The sequence below is a fragment of the Variovorax gossypii genome (assembly GCF_003965815.1).
GTDB lineage: Bacteria > Pseudomonadota > Gammaproteobacteria > Burkholderiales > Burkholderiaceae_C > Variovorax > Variovorax gossypii.
In genome coordinates this window covers 1083571-1106567 of sequence record NZ_RXOE01000002.1, presented here as the reverse complement: position 1 = coordinate 1106567, position 22997 = coordinate 1083571, and the positions used below count along the sequence as shown (strand labels likewise).

The 22997-nt window shown below is 65.4% G+C and carries 24 protein-coding genes; 2 read left to right on the top strand and 22 right to left on the bottom strand.

The window, feature by feature from the left end; all coding sequences use genetic code 11:
• The first annotated feature begins 58 nt into the window (after window positions 1-58).
• Entirely contained in the window at window positions 59-685 is a 627-nt protein-coding gene (locus tag EJP69_RS12840; RefSeq protein WP_126470463.1) for a class I SAM-dependent methyltransferase, read from the top strand.
• A 19-nt stretch (window positions 686-704) separates the two neighbouring features.
• Window positions 705-2627, top strand: coding sequence for a glycosyltransferase family A protein (locus tag EJP69_RS12835; RefSeq protein WP_126470460.1), 1923 nt, complete (start codon window positions 705-707; stop codon window positions 2625-2627).
• On the opposite strand, the gene EJP69_RS12830 is transcribed toward EJP69_RS12835, so the two are convergent.
• From EJP69_RS12830 to rpmF, 22 genes are all read right to left on the bottom strand, one after another.
• Window positions 2624-3973 carry a glycosyltransferase family protein gene (locus EJP69_RS12830; protein ID WP_126470458.1) on the bottom strand — a complete coding sequence of 450 codons (1350 nt, stop codon included), beginning with the start codon at window positions 3971-3973 and terminating at the stop codon, window positions 2624-2626. The genes EJP69_RS12835 and EJP69_RS12830 overlap by 4 nt on opposite strands.
• A 6-nt stretch (window positions 3974-3979) precedes the next feature.
• Window positions 3980-5077 (bottom strand): beta-N-acetylhexosaminidase, encoded by a 1098-nt coding sequence (gene nagZ / locus EJP69_RS12825; protein ID WP_126470456.1) that lies wholly within the window; start codon window positions 5075-5077, stop codon window positions 3980-3982.
• On the bottom strand, window positions 5074-5466 hold the full coding sequence (gene acpS, locus EJP69_RS12820; RefSeq protein ID WP_093205005.1) for a holo-ACP synthase: 393 nt from the start codon (window positions 5464-5466) through the stop codon (window positions 5074-5076). The genes nagZ and acpS overlap by 4 nt, the downstream gene beginning before the upstream one ends.
• A gap of 13 nt (window positions 5467-5479) precedes the next feature.
• Window positions 5480-6283, bottom strand: a complete 804-nt coding sequence (locus EJP69_RS12815; protein ID WP_126470454.1) for a pyridoxine 5'-phosphate synthase — start codon at window positions 6281-6283, stop codon at window positions 5480-5482.
• Window positions 6280-7050 (bottom strand): DNA repair protein RecO, encoded by a 771-nt coding sequence (gene recO / locus EJP69_RS12810; RefSeq protein WP_126470452.1) that lies wholly within the window; start codon window positions 7048-7050, stop codon window positions 6280-6282. The genes EJP69_RS12815 and recO overlap by 4 nt, the downstream gene beginning before the upstream one ends.
• A 134-nt stretch (window positions 7051-7184) precedes the next feature.
• Window positions 7185-8150 (bottom strand): GTPase Era, encoded by a 966-nt coding sequence (era, locus tag EJP69_RS12805; RefSeq protein WP_093205013.1) that lies wholly within the window; start codon window positions 8148-8150, stop codon window positions 7185-7187.
• Between the two features lie 7 nt (window positions 8151-8157).
• A complete protein-coding gene (gene rnc / locus EJP69_RS12800; protein WP_093205016.1) occupies window positions 8158-8844 on the bottom strand; it encodes a ribonuclease III in 687 nt (228 codons plus the stop codon).
• Between the two features lie 17 nt (window positions 8845-8861).
• On the bottom strand, window positions 8862-9230 hold the full coding sequence (locus EJP69_RS12795) for a DUF4845 domain-containing protein (RefSeq protein ID WP_093205019.1): 369 nt from the start codon (window positions 9228-9230) through the stop codon (window positions 8862-8864).
• Between the two features lie 42 nt (window positions 9231-9272).
• Window positions 9273-10244, bottom strand: a complete 972-nt coding sequence (gene lepB / locus EJP69_RS12790) for a signal peptidase I (protein WP_093205021.1) — start codon at window positions 10242-10244, stop codon at window positions 9273-9275.
• Window positions 10245-10251: 7 nt separating this feature from the next.
• Window positions 10252-12063, bottom strand: coding sequence for a translation elongation factor 4 (lepA, locus tag EJP69_RS12785; RefSeq protein WP_126470450.1), 1812 nt, complete (start codon window positions 12061-12063; stop codon window positions 10252-10254).
• A 522-nt stretch (window positions 12064-12585) separates the two neighbouring features.
• A complete protein-coding gene (locus tag EJP69_RS12780) occupies window positions 12586-14064 on the bottom strand; it encodes a DegQ family serine endoprotease (protein WP_126470447.1) in 1479 nt (492 codons plus the stop codon).
• Window positions 14065-14171: 107 nt separating this feature from the next.
• Window positions 14172-15251: a MucB/RseB C-terminal domain-containing protein gene (locus EJP69_RS12775; protein WP_126470445.1), complete on the bottom strand. Its 1080-nt coding sequence runs from the start codon at window positions 15249-15251 to the stop codon at window positions 14172-14174.
• A gap of 25 nt (window positions 15252-15276) precedes the next feature.
• Window positions 15277-15951, bottom strand: coding sequence for a sigma-E factor negative regulatory protein (locus tag EJP69_RS12770; RefSeq protein ID WP_126470443.1), 675 nt, complete (start codon window positions 15949-15951; stop codon window positions 15277-15279).
• Window positions 15952-15968: 17 nt separating this feature from the next.
• Entirely contained in the window at window positions 15969-16640 is a 672-nt protein-coding gene (gene rpoE / locus EJP69_RS12765; RefSeq protein ID WP_093205035.1) for an RNA polymerase sigma factor RpoE, read from the bottom strand.
• Window positions 16637-17134 carry a hypothetical protein gene (locus tag EJP69_RS12760; protein ID WP_240652129.1) on the bottom strand — a complete coding sequence of 166 codons (498 nt, stop codon included), beginning with the start codon at window positions 17132-17134 and terminating at the stop codon, window positions 16637-16639. The genes rpoE and EJP69_RS12760 overlap by 4 nt, the downstream gene beginning before the upstream one ends.
• A 13-nt stretch (window positions 17135-17147) precedes the next feature.
• Window positions 17148-18392 (bottom strand): beta-ketoacyl-ACP synthase II, encoded by a 1245-nt coding sequence (gene fabF / locus EJP69_RS12755; RefSeq protein ID WP_093305655.1) that lies wholly within the window; start codon window positions 18390-18392, stop codon window positions 17148-17150.
• A 99-nt stretch (window positions 18393-18491) separates the two neighbouring features.
• Window positions 18492-18731, bottom strand: a complete 240-nt coding sequence (acpP, locus tag EJP69_RS12750) for an acyl carrier protein (RefSeq protein WP_007830471.1) — start codon at window positions 18729-18731, stop codon at window positions 18492-18494.
• A 99-nt stretch (window positions 18732-18830) separates the two neighbouring features.
• Complete coding sequence (gene fabG / locus EJP69_RS12745) at window positions 18831-19574, bottom strand: 3-oxoacyl-ACP reductase FabG (RefSeq protein WP_093205043.1); 744 nt, start codon at window positions 19572-19574, stop codon at window positions 18831-18833.
• Between the two features lie 27 nt (window positions 19575-19601).
• Window positions 19602-20555: an ACP S-malonyltransferase gene (fabD, locus tag EJP69_RS12740; RefSeq protein ID WP_126470441.1), complete on the bottom strand. Its 954-nt coding sequence runs from the start codon at window positions 20553-20555 to the stop codon at window positions 19602-19604.
• 58 nt (window positions 20556-20613) lie between these two features.
• On the bottom strand, window positions 20614-21591 hold the full coding sequence (locus tag EJP69_RS12735; RefSeq protein WP_093205048.1) for a beta-ketoacyl-ACP synthase III: 978 nt from the start codon (window positions 21589-21591) through the stop codon (window positions 20614-20616).
• Complete coding sequence (gene plsX / locus EJP69_RS12730; RefSeq protein WP_093205051.1) at window positions 21591-22688, bottom strand: phosphate acyltransferase PlsX; 1098 nt, start codon at window positions 22686-22688, stop codon at window positions 21591-21593. The genes EJP69_RS12735 and plsX overlap by 1 nt, the downstream gene beginning before the upstream one ends.
• Window positions 22689-22749: 61 nt before the next feature.
• Entirely contained in the window at window positions 22750-22932 is a 183-nt protein-coding gene (gene rpmF / locus EJP69_RS12725) for a 50S ribosomal protein L32 (protein WP_007830466.1), read from the bottom strand.
• Between the last annotated feature and the right edge of the window lie 65 nt (window positions 22933-22997).

Here is a 22997-nt window from a genome sequence, read left to right as displayed (position 1 = left end):
TGTTCCGGCATCTTTCCCTTGCTTCAGCCGCAACGCCAATCCAACGCAGCCAAGTTCCATGTCACATCCCCAACAAAGGTTCTTCGTCGCCGGCGTGAAGCAGTTCCTGCCGTCCTATTTCAGTGCGCGGGCGGTGATCGAGATCGGCAGCCTCAATCTCAACGGCTCGGTCCGTGAGTTCTTCCAGGACTGCAACTACCTGGGACTCGATGTAGGGGAAGGCCCGGACGTCGATCTCGTCTGCCACGGTGAAAACTATGGCGGCGCCGCGAACGGCACGGATGTCGTGATCTCGTGCGAGGCGATGGAGCACAACCCCCAGTGGAAGAAGACCTGGCTCAACATGCTGCGGCTGGTGAAGGAAGACGGCCTCGTCGTCATGACCTGCGCGACCCCGGGCCGGCGCCAGCACGGCACCGTGGAGTTCAACCCCTCCGATTCGCCGCTGACCATCGACAAGAGCCAGAACTACTACCGGAATCTCGCTGCCTCCGACTTCACGGACCTGCTCCAGCACGACGCCTGGTTCTCTGTGTGGGGATTCTTCGAAGACCGCAGCAGCCACGACCTTTACTTCTTCGGCGTGGGCAAGGAGGCTGGCGAAGAAACCCGCGCGCAGGCACTGCAGCTGCATGCCGCGTTGAAGGACCACTACCACAAGGTCAACGTGCTGGGCCACTACTGAACCGGACGGGCACCGCCCCATGACGACACTGCCCCGGCTCAACTTCACGTCGCTGTCCTCGCACGAGACCTGCGGCGACATCGTCGAGGCCTTCAGGTTGGCGGCAGAACGCCTCGGCTACCCGACCCGCTTCACCCACTGCTACATCGAGCCCGGGGAAATCAACATCCTGTTCTTCTTCTGGGATGTCCCGTGGGAGCACATCGAACAGCATCACCCTGATTGCATCGTCGTCAACTTCGAGCCGATGGTGCACGGCACACATGCATGGAACGATCGCTACCTCGACGTTCTCAAGCGCTGCTACCTCTGGGAATACAGCAAGACGAATTTCCAGCGGCATCGCCAGCTCGGCTATCGCAATGCGGACTATGTCGCGCTCGGCTGGGAGCCTGAAGCCGCGGAAATCCTGCCGCTGGAGGACATCCTTCCCGACGAGCAGCAGGACATCGACGTCGTCTTCTTCGGCTCGCTGACGCGCCGGCGCATCGACATCCTCGAGGGCCTGATGGCGCGCGGCCTGCGGGTCGAGGTCAACCGGGGCCGGGCCTGGACGCTGGAAGAGCGCAACGGTTTCATGCGCCGCGCGAAGATCGTGCTCAATCTCCACAACTGGGAAGAATCACGCATCGTCGAAGTGCCACGGCTGTCGATCCTGTTGAGGCACCGCAAGGCCGTGGTCTGCGAGCTCTACCCCGACAGCGAGATCGAAGCCTCGATCCGCAAGGCGGTGGTTGGCGCGCCCTACGAAAAGCTCATCGAGACGATCGAGCAGTTGCTTGCCGATGCGCCTCGCCGCGCGAGGCTCGAACGTGAAGGCCTGGATGTGTTCGTCCGCGCCTTCGCGCCTCCGCTGGTGGGGCCAGCCATCGAGCGCTTCCTGAGCTGGCGCGCGCAACAACCCGATCGTTTCATGCCCGCGCCGACGCCGCCACGCGTCACCGTCTGCCTGTTGGCCGGAGATTCGCCGCAGAGCCTGGAGCAGAGCCTCCAGGCCTGGGCAGCCCAGAGCACTGTGGCAATCCACCTCGTGCTGGTCGCCGAAGCCGGCGTCGATGGTCTTGAGGCCATGCTGGCGAGATCAGGCCTCGCCAGTTCCCGCCTGCTCTCGCTTCCTTTCGCATGCGACCGCTCCACCGCTCGCAACCTTGCATTGGCGCAGGCGCAGGGCGACTACATCGTCTTCGCCGACGTCGGCGACGTTCCCGCACCGGAGCGCCTGCAGCGCCAGGCCGCCCTGCTCGAGGCTTGCTCCGACGTCGACATCGTCGGCAGCTGGTGCGAGACGCACGAAGGCCCGTTCGAGTTCTCCGAGCGGCATCAGGACATCCTCGTGGAGTTCTTCGGCTCGCGCCCGCTGCTGCTGTCGGCCTGCATGGTGCGTCGCAGTTTCCTGGAACGCAGCGGCGTGCGCCACGACCCCGAGTTCACGGTGCACGACGACTTCCACATGCTGTGCAAGAGCGCAGCCGCCGGTGCGCGCTTTGCCGTGATTCCCGAGCTTCTTCACAAGCCGGTCGCGCCGGCCACCATCGTCGACACGGCCCGCGCGGCAACCCTGGCCTCGCGGGCGCGCGCGCTGGTGCTGGCCTACCTGCTGCCCCAATCGAGCGTCGAGCATGTGCAGGAGATCGCCAGGCTGTACGACCTGTACTGGCCACCGGTTCTCGACTTCGCCGAAAGGCTGCTGCTGATCCTCGCGCGCGCAAGCTTCAGACCCTCCGCCGCGTCGGAGCTGCAACTGGTCGAGCATGAAACGCTGACACGCGCGCTGCGGCACGAAGCCTTGCGGTTGCTCCGGATCTTCTTCAATGCAGGCCTGGCGGACAAGGCATGGCTGGAGCGCCAGTTCACGGTGCCCGAGATCGCCCAGTTCCTCGCTCCCGCGTCCGGCGAGTTGCCGGTGCGGGTCTTCAGGCTGGAGCCGGCTGCGGCCAGCTAGCGCAGGCGCTGCGAGAGCGCATCCATCGAGGCCATGTAGGCCGAACGGTAAGGCTCGTCGAGATTGATGAAGTGCACCAGCAGGGTCTCGTCGGAGGCCAGGTGCGGCGGCGTGTTGATGCTCAGGTTGTCGACGATGGCACGCTCGTCCACCAGCCCTGCTCCGGACAGCACCTCATTGGTGTAGTACTGATCGCCCTGGCTGCTGTAGACCGCCGACTTGTCGTCGACCTCGCCGATGCGCTGCCAGATACGTGCCAGCAGTTCGGCGTTGCCCTCGGTGTTCAGGAAACCCATCACACCCGAATTGAAGGCCCAGCCGCCCACATCCTTCGCAAGCAGCAGTTCGCGCCCTTCGAGCAGAGCGTCGATCCGGCGACTCTGGTTGAGGAAAAGCACGTCGGCGTCGATCCAGATCACCCACTTGTGGTGTGCGATGTGCTGCTGCAGAAGCCAGCTGCGCACCCACGACCCACCGATGCCGGTGTCGATCGCCTCGGGAATGGCGCGGTACACGTGGTACGCGTAGCCGTGCCTGTCGCAGTAGCGCTTCACGTTGTGCTCGGACACCCGCGCGTAGCTGCCGACGTGATGCGTGTAGAGCGTGACGAAAGCAATGTCGGCGCCGGCGTTGTAGCTCGACATCGGCTCTTCCGACAACGCCGGATAGGCTGCGGGCTGCAACACGGGCTGGCCGTGGATCAGCGCATTGTTGACCTGCGCCGCGAGCAGGTCCTGCAGGGTTTGATCGTGAAGCAGCGCATCGCGCCATCCGCCTTCCGGCGCCACGATGGGCTGCGGCCCGAGATTGACGACGAAGACGCGCGCCAGGAACCACTGCGGAATGCGCCACGAGACATTGACATAGATGTCACCGGCCATCGCGTTGCATCCAAGCAGGCCGGCCGGGCGCAACCGGGCGGTTTCATCGATGGCGCGGCTCACCAGTGCGACGACATTGCCCGCATCGTCCATCAGTCCGAGCAGCATGGCCCGATTGGCGGGCGTATTGCGCAGCACCATCATGTTGGTCATTGCCGGACCGGGGCGATCGCCGCTGGGCGGGCCCTCGACGAAAAGCGAGTCCCGGCCTTGCATCAGCGCTTCGATGGCAACCGCGTGGAACACCACCGAATCGCCATCGAGGAACAGAAGCCAGTCGTTCTCGGGCAGCTCGCGCAGATGGCGAAGAATCTGCCCGTATTTCGTACTGTCACGCAACGCCGGGTGGCGAATGCGGTCGGCCTCGATCCATTGGTGCGGATAGCCGAACAGGCGGCAATAGTGCGCGTGATTGCGCAACACGGCCTCGTCCTTGCGCGGGAAGAAACTGAGGCACAGCGGCATGCGCGTCTATTCCGTCAGGCCATCGCGCGACAGGGTACGCCTGGCGCCGCTGTACCGGGTCGAGCCTGCAAGAGCGTCCCATGACGACGGTGCGGCCGTATCGGGAAGCAAGGCCCGACGGCGCGTTTCGCTGTCCGGATTGCCAACCCAGCGCCCCGCATCCCTGGCCGCAGCGAAGCCCTGCAGCAATTCATCGAGCGGCGCGCCTTCGCCGATGCTCTGATTGCACAGCAGCGCCATGTCGCACCCGGCCTCCAGCGCCGCCAGCGCCGCATCGGTAAAACTGAGCAGCTTGCCGTCGATATAGCGCCCCGCCTCCATGCTCAGGTCGTCGCTGAACACCGCCCCATCGAAGCCGAAGCGCTTTCGCAAGATCTCGCCGAGCCACTTCGACGAAAACCCCGCCGGCCGCTTGTCGACCTTCGGATAGATCACGTGCGCCGGCATCACGGCCGCGAGCGAGCCCGACAGCCAGTCGTACGGCTTCGCATCGTCGGCCAGGATGGCCTTGAGGCCGCGCTTGTCCACCGGGATCTCGACGTGCGAGTCGGCCTGCACGAAGCCGTGCCCCGGAAAGTGCTTGCCGCAGTTGCGCATGCCCATCTGCAGCATGCCGTGCATCACGCTCTTGGCCAGCAGTGCGACCACGCGCGGGTCGCGGTGGAAGCTGCGGTTGCCGATCACGCTGCTGCCGCCGTAGTCGAGGTCGAGCACCGGCGCGAAGCTGAAGTCGACGCCGCAGGCGCGCAGTTCGCCCGCAAGCACCTGCCCCACGGCCGTCGCGGCCTGGGTGGCGCGCATGGCGTCGCGCATCCAGAGCTCGCCGAGCGCGCGCATCGACGGCAGGTGGGTGAAGCCGTCGGTGCGAAAGCGCTGCACCCGTCCGCCCTCGTGGTCGACGCAGATCAGCATGTCGGGCCGGATCGACTTGATCTCGGCGTTGAGCGCGGTCATCTGCGCGCGGCTTTGCCAGTTGCGGGCGAAGTGGATCACGCCGCCGACGAGCGGGTCGGCGAGGCGGCGGCGGTCGACGGCGGTGAGCTCGGTGCCCGCGACATCGACGATCAGCGGCGCATGGGGGCGGTCGGCAGGCCCGGCGGTCATATCTTCTCCACCACCACGAAGCTCGCGGCGTATTCGGTTTCGTCGGTCACGGTCACGTGGGCGGTGAGGCCCTGCGCCTCGAACCAGTCCTTCAGGCCGCCGTGCAGCACGATGACGGGCTTGCCGCTGCGCAGGTTGGCGATCTCGCACAGGCGCCAGCTCATGGGCATGCGCATGCCCAGCCCGATGGCCTTGCTGAAGGCCTCCTTGGCGGAGAAGCGGGTCGCCAGGTAGCTCAGGCCGCGCTTCGGCCAGCGCGCGCTGCGGGCCTGCCAGACCTTGAATTCGGCGTCGCTCAGCACCTTGCGGGCAAAGCGCTCGCCCTGGCGCTCGAAGGTCGCGGCGATGCGACGCAGGTCGCAGATGTCGGTGCCAATGCCGTAGATCATGCGGCGCCGGCGTTCATTGTTGTTGTTGTTGCTGCTGTTGCTGCTGGCGCGCCTCGGCGATGCAGCGCAGGTAGTCGCGCGTGGCAGCCGTGTAGCCGAGCTCAAGTGCGTCAGCGACGAAGGCATGGCCGATGGACACCTCCTGTACACCCGGCACGGCGCGCAGGAAGGCCGTGAGGTTGTCCCGGCTCAGGTCGTGCCCGGCATTGACGCCCAGGCCCGCCGCGATGGCGGCGCGCGCCGACTCGGCATAGCGCGCGAGCACTGCCTGCTCGTTCGGGGTGCCGCGAGAGGCCGCGTAGCCTTCGGTGTAGAGCTCGACCCGGTCGGCGCCCACGGCCTTGACGGCGGCCATCATCTCGGGAATCGGGTCCATGAACAGGCTGACGCGCACGCCCAGGGCCTTGGCTTCGGCGATCAGGGGGCGCAGGCGCTCGGCGTCGTCGGGGAAGGTCCAGCCGTGGTCGCTGGTCGACTGGGTCTCGCTGTCGGGCACGAAGGTGGCCTGGTGCGGCTTCAGCGTGCGCACGAAGTCCATCAGGTTCTGGAAGGGATTGCCCTCGATGTTGAACTCGACGTCCGGCCAGTCCTTCGCGAGCAGCGCGGAAAGGTCGCTCACGTCGTGCGCGCGGATGTGGCGGGCGTCAGGGCGCGGGTGCACCGTGATGCCGTGCGCGCCGACCGCCAGGCAGGCCTGCGCGGCCTTCACCACGCTCGGAATGCCCAGGTGGCGCGTGTTGCGCACCAGGGCGACCTTGTTGAGGTTGACGGACAGCGAGGTGGCGGCGGTGGTGCCGGCTTGGCCCGGAGTGCTCATAGTGCTTGCAGGTCTCTCATCATTTGCCGCGTGCGCAGCGTGGACACGCCGCAATGGTAGTTGAGCAGTGCGCGCAGCTGGTTTCTCAGGGCACTGTTGCCGCCGGCGCTCATGATGGCAATTTCACGCAATGTGGCAGTAAATGGGGCGCGGTCGTCCAGCACGGCCTGCAGGGCGAGCCAGTCGGCACCGGCCAGCGCGGCCTCGTCGTCACCGGCCTGGCGCAGGCCGGCCTCGGGCACGAGGCTGTAGCGCTCTTCGGCGGCAAGCGGTTCCAGCGTGAGAGTCTGGGCGTCGAGCGAGGGCAGCAGGCCGACTTCGCGTAGCAGCAGCAGTTCGAAGGCCCGCAGCGCGGCCGCCTGGGTCGCGGCCTGGGCGCCGGCGTGCTCGCTCGCCAGCACCTGCACGACCCCGGCGTAGGCGTCGAACAGCGCCTCATGGGCATCGTCCCGCGCCAGCAGGCGCAGCAGCAGCTCGTTGACGTAGTAGCCCGACAGCAGCGCCTCGCCGGTCGGCATGACGTGCCCGCCCATCCATTCGGCGCCCTTGAGCGTGCGGATCTCGGCGTCGCCGCCGTAGTTGACCTGCAGGGGTTGCAGCGGCAGCAGCACCGGCCGGAAGTTGGAGCTCGGGCGCTTCGCCCCCTTGGCCACGAGCGCGATGCGCCCGTGGTGGCGGGTGAAGACTTCGAGGATCAGGCTCGACTCGCTCCAGTCGTAGCGGTGGAGGACGTAAGCCGGCTCGTGCGAAACGCGGTGGGTGGCCATGTCAGAACGCAATGAGGCATCGAGGTTTGAGGCCGGCAAAAGCTGCGGGACCGGCTTTGCCTGGCCGCGGGCGTTGCCCCCGGCAAAGGGGATTGGCGGCTACGCGAAGCGAGCAAGCCTGGGGGTTTGCCTATTCATTCATAGCCGAACGAGCGGACGCGGGCTTCGTCGTCGGCCCAGCCCGAGCGCACCTTCACCCACAGCTCGAGGAACACCTTGGCGTCGGCCAGCTTCTCGAGCTCGACCCGGGTTTCCATGCCGATGCGCTTGATGCGCTCGCCCTTGTCGCCGATCACCATGGCCTTGTGCCCGTCGCGCTCGACCACGATGGTGGCGGCGATGCGCAGCAGGCGCTTCTGGCCCTTCTTCTGCGGCGGCTCCTCCTCGAACTTGTCGATGACGACGGTCGAGGTGTAGGGCAGCTCGTCGCCGGTGAGGCGGAACAGCTTCTCGCGCACCAGCTCGCCGGCGAGGAACTTCTCGCTGCGGTCGGTCAGCTCGTCCTCGTCGTAGAACCAGGGCTGCTCGGGCAGGTATTTCTCGCAGATGCCGAAAAGGCGCTCGACGTCCTTCGGGTTCTTGGCCGACATCGGCACGTATTCGGCGAACTCGTGCTTCTCCTGCATGCTCTTGAGCCAGGGCGCGATGTCGCCGCGGCGATGCACGTTGTCCAGCTTGTTGGCCAGCAGCACCGTGGGAATGCCCTTGCCGAGCAGCTTGAGCACGCGCTCGTCGGCCTGCGTGAAGCTGCCGGCCTCGACCACGAACAGGATCAGGTCCACGTCGCCGACCGCGCCCTGCACGGTCTTGTTGAGCGACTTGTTCAGCGCGTTGGCATGCAGGGTCTGGAAGCCCGGCGTGTCGACGAACACGTACTGGGTGGCGCCCAGCGTGCGCATGCCGGTGATCCGATGGCGCGTGGTCTGCGCCTTGCGCGAGGTGATGCTGATCTTCTGGCCGACCAGCGCATTGAGCAGCGTCGACTTGCCCACGTTGGGCTTGCCGACGATGGCGATGAGACCGCAGTGCTGGGGACCAGCGGCGCCCTCGCCGCTTGCGGCGTCTTCGGGTTCCGCTACGGGATTGATAGCATCGTTCATTCTGATTTCACGCGGCGCCGCGTGCCTTGAGCCGGATCAACATGGCAGCGGCCGCCGCCTGCTCGCCGGCGCGGCGCGAGCCGCCGATGCCGCGTTCGCGAAAGCCCAGCTCGGGCACTTCGCACTCGACATCGAAAGTCTGCTTGTGTGCCGCGCCCAATGTGGCGGCCACGCGGTACACCGGCAGCTTCATTTTGTGACCCTGCAGCCATTCCTGCAATTCGGTCTTGGGGTCCTTGGCCGCGGCTTCCATGCGCGGGTTGATCTCGACCGACTCGTAGAGCCGGTGCACCAGCGCCTGGGCAGCGGCAAAGCCGGCATCCAGATACACCGCACCGATCAACGCCTCGAGCGCGTCGGCCAGGATCGACGGCCGGTTCGGCCCTCCCGACCGCGCCTCGCCCTCGCCGAGCCGCAGCAGCGGCGACAGCGCCAGCCCCACCGCCAGGCGGTGCAGGGTGTCCTGCTTGACGAGATTGGCCCGCACGCGCGACAGGTCGCCCTCTGGCAGGGCCGACAGGCGCATGTACAGCAGGTGCGAGACCGCCAGGTTCAGCACCGAGTCGCCGAGAAACTCGAGGCGCTCGTTGTGGTCGGCCGAGAAGCTGCGGTGCGTGAGCGCGAGCTGCAGCAGCCGCGGATCGGAGAAGGTGTGCTGCAGGCGCGCCTGCAATGCGGCGAGGCTGCCGTCCACCTTTTTAGGCGCCGTGTTCAGCGGGATTCGCCCTTGTACTTGAGCGTCAGGTAGGCCGGGCCGAAGAGCGGAATCTCGCGCTCGTACGAGTACGACACGACCACCTTGTCGCCGACCTTCTTGATTTCGAGGTCCTTGCCGCTGACCGACTTGAAGTCGTCGATGGCCTGGGCGCGATCGAAGATGGCGCGCACCTCGGGCACGGTCGTGCCTTCCTTGGCCTTGTTGGCGGCCTTGTCGATGGCCTGCCACTCGATCAGCGTCGGAATGACCTGCGCGATGACCACGCCCAGGCACCCGAGCACGGCCGCGACGAACACCAAGCCGATGAACGAAATGCCACGTTGCTGCGCAGCCCTGCTGCGAACGGACCGATGTGCTCTCATGCCCTCATACCCCTCGAACTATGCTTGCCGATGAATGCTTGTTTATTGAAACGGACCGATGCGTCCCAGGTCGCCGAAGTTCATCCAGACGAAGAAAGCCTTGCCCACGACGTTCTTGTCCGGCACGAAGCCCCAGAAACGCGAGTCGGCCGAATTATCGCGGTTGTCGCCCATCATGAAATAGCTGCCGGGGGGTACTTTGCAGACCACCCCTTCGGCCGTGTAGCGGCAGTTCTCGATGCCCGGGAAGTTGAAGCCACCGGCGCCGGGAATGAACGACGGCGTGGTTTCGTCGTTGAGGATCTTGTGCTCCTTGTCGCCCAGCTTCTCGTCGTACTGCTTGAGCAGGCGCATCGACTCGCTGTCGAGGTAGTCGGCGGCCGGCGCCTTGGAAACCGGCTGGCCGTTGATCGTGAGCTTCTTGTTCAGGTAAGCCACCTCGTCGCCGGGAATGCCGACCACGCGCTTGATGTAGTCCATGCTCGGCTTGGGCGGGTAGCGGAACACCACCACGTCGCCGCGCGCCAGCGGCGTGCCTTCGGTGATCTTGGTGTTGACGACCGGCAGGCGCAGGCCGTAGGTGAACTTGTTGACCAGGATCAGGTCGCCGGTCAGCAGCGTGGGCATCATCGAGCCCGACGGGATCTTGAAAGGCTCGTAGAGGAACGAGCGCAGCAGGAACACCACCAGGATCACCGGGAACAGGCCGGCGGTCCAGTCGAGCCACCAGGGCTGCATCAGCAGGCGCTCGCTCGCCTTCGCGTCGGCCGTGTCGACCTGCTTGATGCCCTGCTCGGCCAGGCGCGCATTGCGGTCGATCAGCGAGGACTCCAGCTTTGCGGCCGCCTGCTCGCGACGGGGCAGGAAGTAGAAGCGCTCGGCCAGCCAGTAGATGCCGGTGACAACCGTGGCAACGAACAACAGCAAGGCGAAGTTGCCTTCGATCATGTTGAAGTACCAGGCGCCGACATAGGCGGCGAAGGCCGCGAGGACCAGGGAGGTGATGAATGCCATTTTTCGATCAGTCTTCGACTTGCAGAATGGCGAGGAAGGCCTCTTGCGGGACCTCGACGGAGCCGATCTGCTTCATTCTTTTCTTGCCCGCCTTCTGCTTCTCGAGCAGCTTCTTCTTGCGGGTGATGTCGCCGCCGTAGCACTTCGCCAGAACGTTCTTGCGAAGGGCCTTGATTGTCTCACGCGCAATGATGTTGACCCCGATGGCGGCCTGGATCGCCACGTCGAACATCTGCCGCGAAATGATCTCGCGCATCTTCGAAGCCACCGCCCGGCCGCGGTACTGCGACTGGGAGCGGTGCACGATGATCGACAGCGCGTCGACCTTGTCGCCATTCAGCAGGATGTCGACCTTCACCACGTCGGAAGCACGGTACTCCTTGAACTCGTAGTCCATCGAGGCGTAGCCGCGGCTCACCGATTTGAGCTTGTCGAAGAAGTCGAGCACGATCTCGCCGAGCGGCATCTCGTAGGTCAGCATGACCTGGCGGCCGTGGTAGGCCATGTTCATCTGCACGCCGCGCTTCTGGTTGGCCAGCGTCATGACGGAGCCCACGTATTCCTGCGGCATGTACAGGTGCACGGTGACGATCGGCTCGCGGATTTCCGCCATCTTGCCCACGTCGGGCATCTTGGACGGGTTCTCGACCATGATCACTTCGCCGTCGTTCTTGACCACCTGGTAGACCACGCTCGGCGCGGTCGTGATCAGGTCCTGGTCGAACTCGCGCTCCAGGCGCTCCTGCACGATTTCCATGTGCAGCAGGCCGAGGAAGCCGCAGCGGAAGCCGAAGCCGAGCGCCTGGCTCACCTCGGGCTCGTAGTGCAGCGAGGAGTCGTTGAGCTTGAGCTTCTCCAGCGCGTCGCGCAGCGAGTCGTACTCGCTGGCTTCGGTCGGGTAGAGACCCGCGAACACCTGCGGCTGGATTTCCTTGAAGCCCGGCAGCGGCTCGCTGGCGGTGGCGGCCGCGCCGCCGGTGCCCGTGCGGATCAGCGTGACGGTGTCGCCGACCTTCGCTGCCTGCAGCTCCTTGATGCCGGCGATGATGAAGCCCACCTCGCCCGCTTCGAGCGACTGGCGCGGCTCGGTGTGGGGCGTGAACACGCCGAGGTTGTCGGCGTTGTACGTTGCGCCCGAAGCCATCATCTTGATGCGCTCGCCCTTGGCGAGGCGGCCGTCGACCACGCGCACCAGCATGACGACGCCGACGTAGGCATCGAACCAGCTGTCGATGATCATCGCGCGCAGCGCTGCATCGGGATTGCCGCGCGGCGGAGGCACCTTGGCGACGATCGCCTCGAGGATCTCGTCGATGCCCATGCCGGTCTTCGCGGAACAGGGAATCGCATCGGACGCGTCGATGCCGATCACGTCCTCGATCTCCGCCTTCGCGTTGTCGGGGTCGGCCTGCGGCAGGTCCATCTTGTTGAGCACCGGCACCACTTCGACACCGAGATCGAGTGCGGTGTAGCAGTTGGCCACGGTCTGCGCTTCGACGCCTTGCGATGCATCGACGACGAGCAGCGCGCCTTCGCATGCCGACAGCGAGCGGCTCACTTCATACGAGAAGTCGACGTGGCCCGGCGTGTCGATCAGATTGAGGTTGTAGACCTGCCCATCGCGTGCCTTGTACTGCAGCGCGGCGGTCTGGGCCTTGATGGTTATCCCACGCTCTTTTTCGATGTCCATCGAGTCGAGAACCTGCGCTTCCATCTCGCGCTCCGCGAGGCCGCCGCAACGCTGGATCAAACGGTCTGCGAGCGTCGACTTGCCATGGTCGATGTGCGCAATGATCGAAAAATTTCTGATGTGATTCATCAACGGGAACGCTTAAGTACTTGAATTGGCTCGTACGCAGAGTGCTACAGGCAAGAAAAAAGGGCGCGTCTTCTGGAGACGCGCCCTGAACCAACAAGCAATGGCAACTGCAGTAGTTGGAGCTTCATTGTAGGCAAAAAGGGAAGCGCGTACATCCGGGAACGGGGTCCAAAGGGGTCGTTGCAGGTCCACAACATCAAAGATATGAACAGGTTATCAACAGGATCGGTGAAGCAGTTACTGAACAACTTGTGGGCGATCTGTGGAGCACCGGTGGACTGCTATCTGACATCTCGCATGGTGAAGGTCGGGCGACTCCTTATGCGCCGACCAGCCGCCGAGAGTGCCCTATTCTACCGAAATCCGTCCTTAGCCCTTCGGAAAGTTAGTGGACGCAAACTAAAACCGGCATTTTCGAGGCCTATGATTTTTTTAGAGGCCGGCGTCGGAACGTCGTAAACACCTCAAAAAAACGGCCCCAAACCCGACTGCCGGGTGGGGCCACTTGACGCCAGGGCCGGATCAGCGTGTCTGCCGGATCAGCGCGTACTGCGCCCAATCGCCGCGGCGGAACAGGATGCTGAGCGACTTGCTCTTGTCCGACTTGGCAACGGCGGACTCGAATTCGCGCGCATTCGACACGTCGGTATTGCCGACCGCCATGATGATGTCGCCCTCGCGCAGACCCGCACGGGCCGCGGCTTCGCTGGCGGCATCGACCTTCACGCCGCCCTTCACCTTCAGCTCCTTCTTCTGTGCATCGGTGAGGTCGCTCACGGTCAGGCCCAGCGACTTGGCAGCAGCGGATGCCGGCGGCTTCTGCGCCTGCTCGTCGCGATCGCTCGCGCGCTTGCTTGGCTTGTCGGGCTCGATCTCGGCAATGGTCACGCTGAGATCCCGCGAGGCGCCACGGCGGAACACCGTGAGCGTGCTCTTGGTGCCAGGTTTGGTGTTGCCCACCAGGCGCGGCAGGTCGCTCGGCTTCTCGATGGGCTTGCCGTCGAACTTGGTGATGACGTCGCCCGGCTCGACACCGGCCTTCTCGCCCGGCGAACCGGCCTCTACGCCTCGCACCAGCGCGCCCTGCGCCTTGCCCAGGCCGATGGCCTCAGCCACGTCCTTGGTGACCTGGTCGATCTGCACGCCGATGCGGCCACGCGAGACGCGGCCCGAGGTGCGCAGCTGGTCGCTCACGCGGATCGCCTCGTCGATCGGGATCGAGAACGAGATGCCCATGAAGCCGCCCGAGCGCGAGTAGATCTGGCTGTTGATGCCGACCACCTCGCCGCGCATGTTGATCAGCGGGCCGCCCGAGTTGCCGGGATTGATGGCCACGTCCGTCTGGATGAACGGCAGGTATTCGCCGGTGTCGCGCTGCTTGGCGCTCACGATGCCGGCAGTGACGGTGTTCTCGAGGCCGAAGGGAGAGCCGATGGCCATCACCCACTCGCCCACGCGCAGCTTGGAGATGTCGCCGACCTTCACCGCGGGCAGCCCGGTTGCTTCGATCTTGACGACGGCGACGTCGGTGCGCTTGTCGGCACCGACGATCTTTGCCTTGAACTCGCGCTTGTCCGGCAGCGTGACCAGCACCTCGGACGCGTCCTCGACCACGTGCGCGTTGGTCATCACGTAGCCGTCGGGCGTGAGGATGAAGCCGGAGCCGACGCCGCGCGGACGCTCTTCCTCCTGAGGCTGCGGACGATTCTGGCGCGGCCCCTGCCGCGGCTGGCCCGGCAGGGGCTGGCCGAAGAAGCGGCGGAAGAACTCCTGCATTTCCTCGTCCATCTCGCCGTTGCCGCCGCGCTGCGCGACCTTCTCCACGGTACGGATGTTGACCACGGAAGGGCCGACCTGATCGACCAGATCGGTAAAGTCGGGCAGCGTGCGTGTCTGCGCGTGGACCGGCTCGACCGGAAGGAAAGTGGCGCCAGCCGTCAGGGCGAGCGCGAAAGCCAGCAGACCGGAACGAAGCTTGTGTCCCTCGACTTTGAAGATCATCGGTTTTCTTTCAAAAGAACAGAGCGGCTGAAAAACAAGTGCTATGAGTCTGCGCCGAGTGCTTGGTTCAGCGCAATCGGCGCCCGTGCGATCTGCCTGCCGGCGAATCAGCGCGTTCGCGCGAGGCTCTGGGCGAATGCATTGAGCGTCTGCTGCGGCACCTCGCCGACTGCCGTCAGCCACCAGTCGCTGGCCGGCTCGGGCAGGCGACGGCGGATGGCGTTGGTCGCGCCGATGGTCAGCACGCCGTCACGGGGCGCGCGCGCCGGGTCGTAGCGTTCGATGAAGAGCGACACCGAAGCGAGTCCGTCGGAGAAGGTCCACTGGACTGTGGCCGCATCCTGCTTCGACTTGCCGCCGCCGTCGTCACCCGCCACAGGGCGACGGAAGAAGCTTCGGGGCTTGAATCCGGCCACGGGCGTGCGCAGGGTCCAGCCCTCGTCCTGCGCGTTGCTGCGCTCCAGCTCGAGCTTCTCGATGCGGTAGCCCGACGTGTTGGACATCATCTGGGCGAGCGCCTGCGCCTTCACCGGTGCGTCGAGCTGCAGCTCGGAGAACGCCGACTGCTCCACCACGCGGGAATCGCTGTCGACGGTCTGCAGCTTCACCACCAGGCCGGAGTGGCGCTCGCTCCAGATCCGGTAGCCGAAGCGCAGTCCGTCATGAGGCACCAGCTGCACCACGTCGGCATCGAAGCCGGCGACACGGTCCTTGCCGATCGCACGCACGTCGTAGAAATCGCCGATGGACGAATCGGGCTTGTCCGGCAGGTTCGGGAAGAGATCGAGGTTCTCGCGCTTCTCGACCTTCACCACCTTCGCCTCCGGCAGGAAGGTCATGACGTTGCGGTTGCGCCGGAAGGTCGAACGCGGCGGTCCCGACAGGGCCTCGATGCGCTCGATCTGGTGCTCGCCATCGCGCACGTGCCAGATGCGCGCGCTCGACAGATCCCCGCCCGGCGCCGACACGACGAAGGTGCCCACGTAGTTGCGCTGCCGTGCGCCGGTGTGCATGCGCTGCAGCCACTCGGTCACGCTCATCGCCGGCGGCTCGTCCGTCTGCGCCGTTGCCGCGCTCTTCGCATTCGCAGTGCCCGAGCGGGTCTGCGCGGTGGCAGCCTGCGCCAGGCAGAAAGCGGCAAACACAAGCACGAAGGCGCGTGCGGAGATCGGCATCGGAACGGTCATTACGGGCGGCTACGGGTGCGCGCGCTCAGCGCGTCGGGCCCTCGAAAGTGGCATTGCGCAGGAAGCCGGAAGGCATTTGCGAGGCACCGCCAGCCTGCTGGTGCGCTTCGAGAAGTTGATCGAGACGGGGATCACGCAGCATCACCTGCGGGTTGCCGTTGCCCACGATCACGCGTGTCGGGGTCAGCGTATTGCTCGCAGCCTGCGGACCATTGACCGCGGCCGCAGCCAGCACCGAATTGACGGCCGGCTGCTGTTGCTGCTGGACGGAAGCCAGCTGCGTACCGCCCTGTTGCACGGCCGAGCCGTTGCCGACCAGAGTCCAGCTGATGGCGGCAACGGCCATCAGTGATGCGGCGCCCGCCACCAGCTTCCAGCGGAACACCGGCTCGTTCGCCGCTTCCGCCCTGCGCTGCACGGGCACTGCCACCGGCACGGCGACAGGTTCCGATACCGGGGTCACCATCACCGGCTCCGCGGCCAGCCGCTGCTGGAAGCGCGCCAGGAACGCGGAGGTGTCGCTGCACGGCGAATGGGAACCGGAACGCAGCACGTCGCCCACCACGTGGTAGGCCTGCCAGGTCGCGCGCGATTCGCCTTCGGCGCAGACAGCGTCGATCGCCTGCGCGAACGCCTCGCCCTGCAAATGACCATCCGCAAGTGCGGACACCTGTTCCCGAACCGTCATCGTCTGATTCATTTCATTCACCTGCTTACTTACCAACGCTTGCCGGACTGGTTGTCCAGCAACGGCTTGACCCTGGCCGAAATGGCCTCGCGCGCCCGGAAAATACGCGAACGCACCGTGCCGATGGGGCAATCCATGACCTCGGCAATCTCTTCGTAACTCATGCCCTCGATTTCGCGCAGCGTGACCGCCTGCCGCAACTCGGCGGGGAGCGCTTCCATGGCTGCCTCGACGGCACCGGCAATTTCGTTCGCCGCCATGACCGATTCGGGGGTTTCGTCGCTGGTTGGTTCGTTTCCAGGACGGTAAGTTTCATCATCGTCCTCGGAAGAAGGCCTGAGGGCCGCCTCGGAGACAGTCGGATCGCGCTTCATGTCCACCAGCGCCTTCTTGGCGGTGTTGACGGCGATCCGGTAGAGCCAGGTGTAGAACTGCGCCTCGCCGCGGAACTGGTGCAGGGCCCGGTATGCGCGAATGAAGGTTTCCTGCGCGATGTCCTCGATCAGGTCGACATCGCGCACCATCCGCCCGATCAGGCGTTCGATGCGGCGCTGGTACTTGATGACCAGCAGCTCGAACGCCTTCTGGTCCCCGGCGACCGTGCGCTGGACCAGCTGGAAGTCGACCTCGCCCGGACGCGGCGCCACGGCGGGCGCGTCGGTCAGGCCGGAATCCGGCGGCACGGGCGGGGAAGTGGTCATCGACGAAGGTTCAGGGCGCGTCGGCCGGAGCGGTCGCACGCCAGGTGTCGGCCGCGGGTGCCGCGGACGGGGGGGCGCGAATATACCGCGCGGCGCAGGTCGCGCCAGCGCTCCGGCATGGCCCGCTGCTCGATCCAGATCCAGCGGCGGGCGCGCCCCGGCTCGTTGAGCCGCACCAGCATCAGGGACTGGAAATCGAGCGCCACGAATATCCGGGCGGCATGTACGGCGCGAGTGGCACGGCCACCCGTCAGCGACCAGTAGAGGCCGTCGAAATGCAGGACGCCCGCGCCCTCCTGCCGCAGACCGAAGCCCGCAGCCACACCCGCGAAACCGACACTGAGAACCAGCAGCAGCTGGCGCCATCCGACGCTATCGAAGAGATAGCAGGATGCGCCCGCACAGATGGCCCCGAGGGCCCAGAGAACGACAAGAATCCGGGTCGCGCCACGCGAGCGCCCCACCGGGTAGGTCACCGACGGCGCGCTGTGCATGGCGAAGCAATGCTCAAGCGCGCTTGAACACCAGCGTACCGTTGGTGCCGCCGAAGCCGAAGTTGTTCTTGACCGCGACGTCGATCTTCAGATCGCGCGCCTCGTTGGCGCAGTAGTCGAGATCGCACTCCGGATCCTGGTTGAAGATGTTGATGGTCGGCGGGCTCTTCTGCTCGTGCAGCGCCATCACCGTGAACACCGATTCGATGCCGCCCGCGCCGCCCAGCAGGTGGCCGGTCATGGACTTGGTCGAATTGACGACGAGCTTCTTCGCGTGATCGCCGAACGCCAGCTTGACCGCATTGGTCTCGTTGACGTCGCCGATCTGCGTGGAAGTGCCGTGCGCGTTCAGGTACTGCACCTGGTCGGCGTTGACGCCTGCGTTCGACAGCGCCATGGCCATCGAACGGCGCGGGCCGTCGACGTCGGGCGCGGTCATGTGATACGCATCGCCCGTCAGGCCGAAGCCGGCGACTTCGGCGTAGATCTTGGCGCCGCGCGCCTTGGCGTGTTCGTACTCCTCGAGCACCAGCACGCCGGCGCCCTCGCCCAGCACGAAGCCGTCGCGGTCCTTGTCCCACGGGCGCGAGGCCGTTGCGGGATCGTCGTTGCGGGTGCTGAGCGCACGGGGCGCGGTGAAGCCGCCGATGCCGAGCGGGGAGATGGTCGACTCGGCGCCGCCGGCGATCATCACGTCGGCGTCGCCGTATTCGATCATGCGCGCCGAGGTGCCGATGGCATGCAGGCCGGTGGTGCAGGCGGTCACGACCGCGATGTTCGGGCCCTTGAAGCCGTACTTGATCGAGACATGGCCCGAGATCATGTTGATGATCGATGCCGGCACGAAGAACGGCGACACGCGACGCGGGCCGCGGTTCATCAGTTCACCGTGCGTTTCCTCGATCATCGGCAGGCCGCCGATGCCGGAGCCGATGTTGCATCCGATGCGCACGGCCTCTTCATAGGAAAGCGCTTCGCCGGTCGGCAGTCCGCTGTCCTGCACCGCCTGGATGGCGGCGGCAAGCCCCAGATGAATGAAGCGGTCCATGTGACGCGCTTCCTTCTCCGAGATGTATTGGGTGATGTCGAAACCCTTGACCTCACCTGCGAACTTGCAGGCGAAGGCGCTTGCATCGAACGCGGTGATGTTCGCGATGCCCGACTTCCCGGCCAACAGGTTGGCCCAGGATTCGGTTACGGAGTTTCCGACAGGAGCGATGCAACCGAGTCCGGTAACGACGACGCGGCGTTTGGTCATGCCGGCAAACCTTTCTGGAAGCGCTGAACAGTTGCCTGTCGGCGCGTGCGGTTCAAGAAAAAGCCGCCGGCCGCAGTTGCAATCTTGTCAGCTGGCCTATCAGGCCTTTTGATTCTTGGTGGCGTAGTCGACGGCGTTTTGCACCGTGGTGATCTTCTCGGCATCTTCGTCGGGAATTTCGATGCCGAATTCGTCTTCGAGTGCCATCACGAGTTCGACCGTGTCGAGAGAGTCGGCGCCGAGGTCGGCCACGAAAGCCTTTTCGTTCGTCACTTGGGACTCTTCCACGCCGAGCTGCTCGGCGATGATTTTCTTGACACGTGCTTCGATATCGCTCATTTGGTTCCCTCTGAGGGTTGTAGGTAATCGGTGGATTTTAGCCGGGCGCATTGTGGCATTTGCCGTGCCCCCGGGACGGAGAAAACTTGCGCCTTGCGGCTACATGTGCATGCCGCCGTTGACGTGCAGCTCCTGCCCCGTGACGTAGGACGCCTGGGGCGATGCGAGGTACGCCACAGCGTGCGCGATGTCGGCCGGCTTGCCCAAGTGGCCCAGCGGGATCTGCTGGAGCAGCGCCTGTTGCTGGGCTTCGGGAAGGCTGGCCGTCATGTCGGTTTCGATGAAGCCGGGAGCGACGCAGTTGACGGTGATGTTGCGGCTGCCAAGTTCGCGGGCCAGCGCGCGGGTCATGCCCGCGACACCGGCCTTGGCGGCGGCGTAGTTGGCCTGGCCGGCATTGCCGGAGGCGCCTACCACGCTGGTGATGCTGATGATGCGGCCATAGCGCTGCTTCATCATCGGGCGGATCACCGCGCGAGAGAGCGAGAAGACGGCCTTGAGATTGGTGTCGAGCACCGCATCCCAGTCGCTGTCCTTCATGCGCATGGCGAGCGTGTCGCGCGTGATGCCGGCGTTGTTCACCAGCACGTGGATGGCGCCGTAGGCCTGCACGATCTCGTCGATCAGGGCCTCGACGGCGGCGCCGTCGTTGACGTCGAGCGCACGGCCGCGGCCGTCGTATGCGCTCAGGGCCGCAGTGATCTTGGCCGCGCCATCGTCGGTGGTACCGGTGCCCACGACCTTGAGGCCGCGTTGGGCCAGCTCCAGAGCGATCGCCGCGCCGATGCCGCGCGTCGCGCCGGTGACCAGGGCAACCTGCCCTTCGAATTTGGGAATGCTCATAAGAAAAGTATGGGAGCCTTGCGCCGGTCAGCCGGCGAGCGATTGTCGGGTGTCCGCGAGCGTTGCCGGGTCGTACACCGACGCGGCCTCGAGATCGGGAGCGATGCGCTTCACCATGCCGGCCAGCACCTTGCCGGGGCCGCACTCGATGATGGCGGCTACACCGCGCAGTTTCAAGGCCTGCACGCTCTCGACCCAACGCACCGGACCGGCGGCCTGGCGCACCAGGGCGTCGCGGATGCGGTCGGCATCGGTCTCGACGGCGACGTCGATGTTGTTCAGCACCGGGATCTGCGGCGCGGCCAGCGTGACGGAAGCCAGCTTCTCGCGCAGCGCTTCCGCGGCCGGCTTCATCAGGCTCGAATGGAACGGGGCGGAAACCGGCAGCAGCAGAGCGCGCTTGGCGCCGTTGGCCTTGAGCAGTTCGCAGGCCTTGTCCACCGCAGCCTTGCTGCCGGCAATCACCGTCTGCACGGGATCGTTGAAGTTCACCGCCTCGACGATTTCCGTGCTGCCGGGGCCGAAACTCGCCGTGGCCTCGGCGCAGCCGGCCACCACCTTGCCCGACTCCATGCCGAGCACCGCGGCCATCGCGCCGACGCCGACAGGCACTGCCTGCTGCATCGCCTGTGCCCGGAAGCGCACGAGCGGCGCGGCCTGCGCGAGCGTCAGCACGCCCGAAGCGACCAGAGCCGAATACTCGCCGAGCGAATGCCCCGCCACGACGGAAGGCGTTGCGCCGCCCTCGGCCAGCCAGGCACGCCATGCGGCGACACCGGCCACCAGCATCACGGGCTGGGTGTTCGTGGTGAGCGCCAGCTCTTCCTTCGGACCATTCTTGATCAGCGCGCCGATATCTTCACCGAGTGCCTCGGATGCTTCGCGCAGCGTTTCGACCACCGCGGGGTGATCGCCCCAGGCGTCGAGCATGCCGACTGCCTGCGAGCCCTGTCCCGGAAAGACAAATGCAAAGGATTTCATTGTTTTACGCGTCGTCTCGCATTGCGGGCGCCCTCCAGAGGGCACCGCAACGCACTCACTACAGATTCAATAGCACCGCGCCCCAGGTGAAGCCGCCACCCACGCCTTCGAGCATGAGCGTGTCGCCTTTCTTCACCTTGCCGGAGCGCACGGCCTCGTCGAGCGCCAGCGGGATCGACGCGGCGGAGGTATTGCCGTGCTCGTTGACCGTGACGATCAGCTTCTCGCGCGGAAGCTTCAGCTTCTTGGCCGTGCCTTCCATGATGCGGATGTTGGCCTGGTGCGGGATGAGCCAGTCGATGTCGGAGTCGAGCTTGCCGGCCTTGGCCAGCGTGGCGCGCGCCGCCTCCTCGAGCACGCGGACCGCGAGCTTGAAGACAGCCTGTCCATCCATGTGCAGCAGCGGCGTGCCCAGCACGTTGCCGCCCGACACATGGCCCGGCACGCAAAGAATGCCGACGTGCTTGCCGTCCGCGTGCAGGTCGCTGGCCAGGATGCCGGGCTCCTCGCTCGCTTCGAGCACCACCGCGCCCGCGCCGTCACCGAACAGCACGCAGGTGGTGCGGTCGTTGAAGTCGAGGATGCGGGAGAACACTTCGGCGCCCACCACCAGCGCACAACGCGCGGTGCCGGTGCGGATCATCGCGTCGGCAACGGTCAGTGCATAGACGAAGCCGCTGCAGACCGCCTGAACGTCGAACGCCGGGCAGCCGGCAATGCCGAGCTTGTTCTGGAGAATGGCGGCCGACGACGGGAACACCATGTCGGGCGTGGAAGTGGCGACGATGATCAGGTCGACGTCGCTGGCCTTGCGGCCGGCGGCTTCCAGCGCGTGCCTGGCGGCATGAAGGCCGAGGTCGCTGCTGGTGACATCCGGCGCGGCGAAATGCCGGGCGTGAATACCGGTGCGCTCGACGATCCACTGGTCGGAGGTTTCGATGCCTCGCGTTGCCAGATCCTTGGCGAGATCGTCGTTGGTCACGCGGCGTGGGGGCAGGTAGCTGCCGGTGCCGGTAATGCGTGAATAAGGAGTCATCAAACGTGAAGGGCCGTCGCGTCGACCGGCGCCGCCGGCTCCTGCCGCGCGAGCAAAGGCGCGGCGTGGGCGATGCGGGCCCGCACGCGATCGAGCAGGTTGTTGCGAGCGGCATCATAAGCGCGATCCAGGGCGTGGCCGAAAGCCACTTCGTCGGCCGAGCCATGGCTCTTGAAAACCAGCCCGCGCAGGCCCAGCAAGGCCGCACCGTTGTATCGACGATGATCCAGCCGACTTTTGAACGCTTTTAGAACCGGGTAGGCAACAATTGCCGCCAGTTTGGTGAAAACACTTCGCGAGAATTCGACGCGAATGAACTCGCCGATCATCGAAGCCACGCCTTCACTGGCCTTCAACGCCACATTTCCGACGAAACCGTCACAGACGACGATGTCGGTCGTGCCCTTGAAAATATCGTTGCCTTCCACGTTTCCGTAGAAGTTCAGATCCTTGGAATTGGCAGCCGTACGCAGCAGTTGGCTTGCCTTCTTGATCGTTTCGCTGCCCTTGATGGCTTCTTCGCCAATATTGAGCAGGCCGACCGAAGGCGCCTCGTTGCCGGTCAGCGCCGACACCAACGCCGAGCCGAGCACGGCAAACTGAAGCAGGTCTTCCGCGTCGCAATCGACGTTGGCGCCCAGGTCGAGCACGGTCGTTGCCCCGCCCTTGGCATTGGGAAGCTGTGGCGCAATGGCCGGGCGATCGATGCCCTCGAGCGTCTTGAGCAGATAGCGTGCGATCGCCATGAGGGCGCCGGTATTGCCGGCGGAAACGGCCGCCTGGGCGGCGCCGTCCTTGACCTGCTGGATCGCGACGCGCATCGAAGAATCCTTCTTCTTGCGCAAGGCGATTTCGACCGGATCATCCATGCCCACGACCTCGCTGGCTGCGACGATGCGGGCACGCGGATGCGAGGCGAACCCCGCCAGCGCGGCCGGCGCACCGACAAGCAGCAACGAGGCTTCGCTGTGCCGCTCGAGAAACGCGCGGCAGGCCGCGAGCGTGACGCGCGGCCCATGGTCACCCCCCATGCAATCCACGGCGAGCGTGATTGCGGAAGGCGCAGCAGTGATTTCGGGAGAAGAAGGCGTAGCCATCAAAACAAAGGCCCGACGCTACGACAAAAGTAGCTTCGGGCCTTGGCCTTGGGATGCGGGATCAGGCTTCGGACTTGTTCTTGAGCACCTGACGGCCACGGTAAAAACCGTTGGGGCTGATGTGGTGACGCAGATGCGTTTCGCCCGTGGTCGGCTCGACGGCAATGCCGGGAACGACCAGTGCGTTGTGGGAACGGTGCATGCCGCGCTTGGAAGGCGACTTCTTGTTTTGCTGGACGGCCATGATGGCTCCTGGACTGTTAGGTTGGTGATTGGATGCGGGCTCAAGCGGTGGCAATACAAGAAACC